This window comes from Aeromonas sp. HMWF017, assembly GCF_003061465.1.
In the GTDB taxonomy this organism is placed as follows: domain Bacteria; phylum Pseudomonadota; class Gammaproteobacteria; order Enterobacterales; family Aeromonadaceae; genus Aeromonas; species Aeromonas veronii.
Genome location: NZ_QAJD01000058.1, coordinates 1 through 1,997, shown reverse-complemented (window position 1 = coordinate 1,997; position 1,997 = coordinate 1). Strand labels below are relative to the sequence as shown.

Sequence of the window (1,997 nt, the reverse complement as noted above, 5' to 3'; positions counted from 1 at the left end):
ATGATGGAGAGAAACTCCCGGGTCACCAGCCCCTGATTGGAGCCGATGGGTGCGCCAAGCGGCATCACGGCGGCGCAGCCTACCTCTTCCAGCCGTTTGCAGAGCACGGGGTCGGCCCCGCAGTAGGGCAGCACCACAAAGCCCTCTTTCACCAACTGCTCGGCAGCTTTCAGCGTCTCGATGGGATCGGGCAAGAGGTAACGAGGATCGGGGTGGATCTCCAGCTTCAGCCAGTTCGTCCCCAGCGCCTCGCGGGCGAGATGGGCAGCAAACACCGCCTCGGCGGCGGTCTTGGCGCCGGAGGTGTTGGGCAGCAGCTTGACCCCGAGTTGCAGCAAGGGACTCAGGATATCGTCGTGGGCCTTGCCCGGTTCGAGCCGCTTGATGGCCATGGTGACCAGCTGGGAGCCGCTCGCCGCGATGGCGGCGGCCATCAGATCCGGGCGGGCAAACTTGCCGGTGCCGGTAAAGAGGCGCGATGAGAAGGTGTGATCGGCAATGGTCAGCATGTCAGCCTCCCGCAATGGCGGTAAAGAGGTGAAGTTCGTCTCCGTCATTGAGACGGGTGTCGGCCCAGTGGCCACGGGGCAACACGGCGCCGTTAAGGGCCACCGCTACCCCTTGGGGATTGACCCCCTGCACAGCCAGCAGGTCGGCCACGCTCTGCCCTGCCGCCAGCGGCTGGGCTTTATCGTTGAGTCGAATGGTCAAGGTCATGGGGTGATTTCCTTATCGTGTGTCGGGCATCGGCGCTGCCCGCAGACCGGGCAATCGGGGTCGGGAGCCAAAGTGAGGGCCTGCCACTGATGGGTCAAAGCATCGAAACGGCGCAATGTGCCGGCCACCGGGCTCGGCATCCCGAGCAGCAGCTTCAGTGCCTCCAGCGCCTGCAAAGAGCCCATCACTCCGACCAATGGGCCGGTGACGCCGCTGGTCTCACAGCGCTCGGCGATTTGGGTATCCAGCGGATAGAGGCAGGCGTAGCAGGCGTGCTCCGGGCTGGTGCGCGCCATCAGCTGCCCCTGCCAACCCACTGCGGCGGCGGAGATCCAGGGCTTGCCCTGAGCCACACAGGCGGCGTTGATGGCCTGGCGGGTGGCGAGGTTGTCACAACAATCGACAACTAAATCCACCTCGGCCACAAACTCCGGCAGGCTGGCGGCATCAAGCCGCTGGTTGATGGCAATCAGCTCCACCAGCGGGTTGTGGGCGGCCAAGCGCTCGCGGGCCAGCTCCGCCTTGGAGTGGTTGACCGCCTCGCTATCGAACAGGACCTGGCGCGGCAGATTGCTGGAATCGACCGTGTCGCCATCGGCCAGCCACAAGGTGCCCACACCGGCCCCGGCCAGATAGAGGGCGAGCGGCGAGCCAAGCCCGCCGAGGCCGACGATCAGCACCGATTTATCCTTGAGCCGCGCCTGCCCCGCCTCCCCCACTTCCGCCAGCATCAGCTGGCGGCCGTATCTCAAATACTCAGCATCAGAGAGCATGTTCCACCTCCCTTATGGCAGTGGCCGAGCACGGCTCATCCCCCGCCCCCACGGCGGCGAGCAGCCGTTCGGTCGCCCCCTGCCAGTCATCGCTGGCGGTAATGGCCGAGACCAGCGCGATGCTGCCAACCCCGCTTGCCTTGACCGCCGCCACCCGCTCCTCGCTGATGCCGCCGATAGCCACCGTCGGCCACTCCGCCATCAGGGCGCGGTAGCGGTGCAGCCGCACCAGCCCCTGCGGGCGCGAAGGCATCGCCTTGGTGTTAGTCGGGAAGATATGGCCCAGCGCGATATAGGATGGCGCCAGCTCGCGGGCCCGCATCAGCTCGAAGTAGCCGTGGGTGGAGATGCCAAGACGCAGTCCGGCCGCCTGAATAGCGGCGAGATCGGCCGTCTCCATATCCTCCTGCCCCAGATGCACGCCCCAGGCCCCCGCCTCGATGGCCTGCTGCCAGTAGTCGTTGATAAAGAGCCGCGCCCCATAGCGGCGACCAAGCGCTACCGCAT

Annotated in this window: 4 protein-coding genes; all 4 read right to left on the bottom strand. The window is 66.0% G+C overall.

The window, feature by feature from the left end:
- A partial coding sequence (locus DBR30_RS04935) for a thiazole synthase (protein WP_108588215.1) occupies positions 1-509 on the bottom strand: 509 nt, incomplete at its 3' end.
- A 1-nt stretch (position 510) separates the two neighbouring features.
- Entirely contained in the window at positions 511-717 is a 207-nt protein-coding gene (thiS, locus tag DBR30_RS04930; RefSeq protein ID WP_108542688.1) for a sulfur carrier protein ThiS, read from the bottom strand.
- A complete protein-coding gene (locus tag DBR30_RS04925; protein ID WP_108588214.1) occupies positions 714-1,490 on the bottom strand; it encodes a HesA/MoeB/ThiF family protein in 777 nt (258 codons plus the stop codon). The genes thiS and DBR30_RS04925 overlap by 4 nt, the downstream gene beginning before the upstream one ends.
- Positions 1,480-1,997 (bottom strand): thiamine phosphate synthase (gene thiE / locus DBR30_RS04920; protein ID WP_108588213.1); only part of this gene is annotated, 518 nt, incomplete at its 5' end. The genes thiE and DBR30_RS04925, both read right to left, overlap by 11 nt.

Bases quoted from the DNA above. Each gene is read 5' to 3' on its own strand.
- thiS (WP_108542688.1), bottom strand. From the start codon at position 717: ATGACCTTGACCATTCGACTCAACGATAAAGCCCAGCCGCTGGCGGCA.
- DBR30_RS04925 (WP_108588214.1), bottom strand. From the start codon at position 1,490: ATGCTCTCTGATGCTGAGTATTTGAGATACGGCCGCCAGCTGATGCTG.